General features: G+C 64.2%; 2 protein-coding genes and 2 pseudogenes. All 4 read left to right on the forward strand.

From position 1 onward, the window contains the following. A pseudogene (locus tag EN969_RS23520) lies at nt 1-159 on the forward strand (NADH-quinone oxidoreductase subunit D); the annotation flags it as partial. Then, nucleotides 160-1,440 (forward strand): NADH-quinone oxidoreductase subunit E, encoded by a 1,281-nt coding sequence (locus tag EN969_RS23525; protein ID WP_063168238.1) that lies wholly within the window; start codon nt 160-162, stop codon nt 1,438-1,440. 10 nt (nt 1,441-1,450) lie between these two features. Next, nucleotides 1,451-2,755 carry an NADH-quinone oxidoreductase subunit NuoF gene (gene nuoF / locus EN969_RS23530; RefSeq protein WP_013531094.1) on the forward strand — a complete coding sequence of 435 codons (1,305 nt, stop codon included), beginning with the start codon at nt 1,451-1,453 and terminating at the stop codon, nt 2,753-2,755. 71 nt (nt 2,756-2,826) lie between these two features. Next, nucleotides 2,827-3,202: pseudogene (locus tag EN969_RS23535) on the forward strand (NADH-ubiquinone dehydrogenase); the annotation flags it as partial.

Raw genomic sequence — 3,202 nt, forward strand, 5'->3', positions numbered from 1 at the left:
GTCTCCGACGGCTCCAACAAGCCCTACCGCTGCAAGCTGCGCGCGCCGGGTTTCGCGCATCTGCAGGCGATGGATTTCCTCTGCCGCGGCCACATGCTGGCCGACGTCACCGCCGTTCTCGGCTCCCTCGACATCGTGTTTGGTGAGGTCGATCGCTAAATGTCAGTCCGCCGTCTCGCAGAAGCCAGCGTCCAGCCAGCATCCTTCGCCTTCAACCGGGCGAATGCCGCGGCTGCGAAGCAATGGATCAAGAAGTACCCGAAGGGCCGTGAACAGTCGGCCATCATCCCGCTTCTGATGATAGCACAGGAGCAGGAAGGCTGGGTGACGAAGGCGGCGATCGAGACGATCTCCGACATGCTCGGCATGCCCCGCATCCGCGGGCTGGAAGTCGCGACCTTCTACACGCAGTACCAGTTGAATCCGGTCGGCACGCGTGCGCACATCCAGGTCTGCGGCACCACGCCCTGCATGCTGCGCGGTTCGGAAGCGCTGATGGATGTCTGCCGCTCCAAAATCCATCACGACCAGTTCCACACCAACGACAAGGGAACCTTGTCTTGGGAAGAGGTGGAATGCCTCGGTGCCTGCGTCAACGCGCCGATGGTGATGATCTTCAAGGACACGTTCGAGGATCTGACGCCGGAACGCCTGGCTGAAATCATCGATCTCTATGACGCCGGCAAGGGTGCTGCGGTGGAACCGGGGCCGCAGAATGGCCGCACCGGCTCGGAGCCGGCCTCCGGCCTCACCACGCTGAAGAGCGAAAAGGCGATCCTCAAGTCGACCCGCGACAGGGAAGCCAGGGAGGCGGCCAAGGCCGCCAGGGCGGCACCCGACGCGATCGTCGCAGCGCCGGTGCCGGCGCCGGCCGCGGCCCCTGTCGCACCGTCCAACACCAGCAAGCCGAAGACCGACGCCCCTGAAACCAGCCCGGCGCTGAAGACGCCTTCAAAAACCAAGGTCGCGCCGGCGGCTGAAAAGGCGGCGAGTGTTGCCGCTCCACTGCATTCGGCCGCCAATGCCAACAAGGCAGACTCCAAAGTCGAGCAGGTTTCCAAGCAGCGCAGTGGCCCCATCACCAAGGCCGAGCCGGCCTCCGCCTTCAAGGCGCCAGAGGTCAAGGTACCGGCCGCCAAGCCGGCCAAACCGTCGCTCGGGGACAAGAACCGCCCGGCCGGCATCGACAGGCCGGCACAGGTCGATGACCTCAAACTGATCTCCGGCGTCGGCCCCAAGATCGAGGGCATCCTGCATACGCTGGGCATCTTTACCTTCGCGCAGGTCGCGTCGTGGAAGAAGGCCGAACGCGAGTGGGTGGATGGCTATCTCTCTTTCCAGGGCCGCATCGATCGCGACGACTGGGTCAAGCAGGCCAAGGCGCTCGCCAAGGGTGGCGTCGCCGAATACATCCGCGTCTTCGGCAAGAAGCCGGTCTGAGGGACGAAAAATGCTCGGGGATAAAGACCGCATCTTCACCAATATCTACGGCCTGTTCGACAAGTCCTTGGCCGGCGCGATGGCGCGCGGCGCCTGGGATAACACGCCCGGCATCGTCGCCAAGGGCCGCGAGTGGATCGTCAACGAGATGAAGGCGTCGGGCCTGCGCGGCCGTGGCGGCGCCGGCTTCCCGACGGGCCTCAAATGGTCGTTCATGCCCAAGCAGAGCGACGGCCGGCCGAGCTACCTGGTCATCAATGCCGACGAATCGGAGCCCGGCACCTGCAAGGACCGCGACATCCTGCGCAACGACCCGCACACGCTGGTCGAGGGCGCGCTGCTTGCCGGTTTCGCCATGGGTGCGGTTGCCGCCTACATCTATGTGCGCGGCGAGTTCATCCGCGAGCGCGAGGCGCTGCAGCGCGCGATCGAGGAGGCCTATGAGGCCAAGCTGATCGGCAAGAACAACACCTCCGGCTACGATTTCGACATCTACATGCACCACGGCGCCGGCGCCTATATCTGCGGCGAGGAGACAGCGCTCCTCGAAAGCCTCGAAGGCAAGAAGGGCCAGCCGCGGCTGAAGCCGCCATTCCCGGCCAATGTCGGCCTCTATGGCTGCCCGACCACGGTCAACAATGTCGAATCGATCGCGGTTGCGCCGACCATCCTGCGCCGCGGTGCGGCCTGGTTCTCGTCCTTCGGCCGGCCGAACAATGTCGGCACCAAGCTGTTTTGCATCTCCGGCCACGTCAACAATCCGTGCACGGTCGAAGAGGCGATGTCGATCCCGTTCCGCGAACTGATCGAGACGCATTGCGGCGGCATTCGCGGCGGCTGGGACAATCTTTTGGCGGTCATACCGGGCGGCGCTTCGGTGCCGCTGGTGCCGGCCGAGCAGATCATCGACGCGCCGATGGATTTCGACGCGCTGCGCGACCTCAAATCCGGCCTTGGAACCGCGGCTGTCATCGTCATGGACAAGTCGACCGATGTCGTGAAGGCGATCGCGCGGCTTTCCTACTTCTACAAGCACGAGAGCTGCGGCCAGTGCACGCCATGCCGCGAAGGTACCGGCTGGATGTGGCGGGTGATGGAACGGCTGGTGCGCGGCGAGGCGCAGAAGCGCGAGATCGATATGCTGCTCGACGTCACCAAGCAGATCGAAGGCCATACGATCTGCGCGCTGGGCGACGCGGCGGCATGGCCGATCCAGGGCCTGATGCGGCATTTCCGCGGCGAAGTGGAGCGGCGCATCGACGAGTTTTCGCGCAATGCGCACCGGGCCGAGCCTGTGATGGTGGCGGCGGAATAGAAGAACGTTTTACGCGGACGAAAGTCCGCAGCGAAGGGCGGGGCGAACGACGAAACGACCAGGAGAACTCTATGGCGCCGTATTCGAACCCGCTGATGCCCAATTTGGACCAGATCGAGCAGATGAACCAGGACTTGACCAGGATGATGCCGAAGGAGATGGCCAGTGCCGTCAACCTTTTCGTGCATCCTGTGGCGGGTGCGGCCGCGATGTCGGCGCTTGGCCTCGGGCTTGCCAATCATGCTTTTGGCGTCTGGCTGGGCGCGTTTTCAGGCGCGGCAGAAGCCTCGCAACGGCTGCTGCAGCCGATCGTCGATGATTTCGAGGCGCGCGTCGCCCAGTTCGATGAACCGAGTCCTTCCTCCACCAAGGCACGGGCAACGGCGAAAACAATGATCGCCGAGGCGCAGTCCTTCGCGCAGGAAGTCACCGATATTGCCGCCAAGG

This window comes from Mesorhizobium sp. M7A.F.Ca.CA.003.01.2.1, assembly GCF_003998945.1.
GTDB classification, from domain to species: domain Bacteria; phylum Pseudomonadota; class Alphaproteobacteria; order Rhizobiales; family Rhizobiaceae; genus Mesorhizobium; species Mesorhizobium ciceri.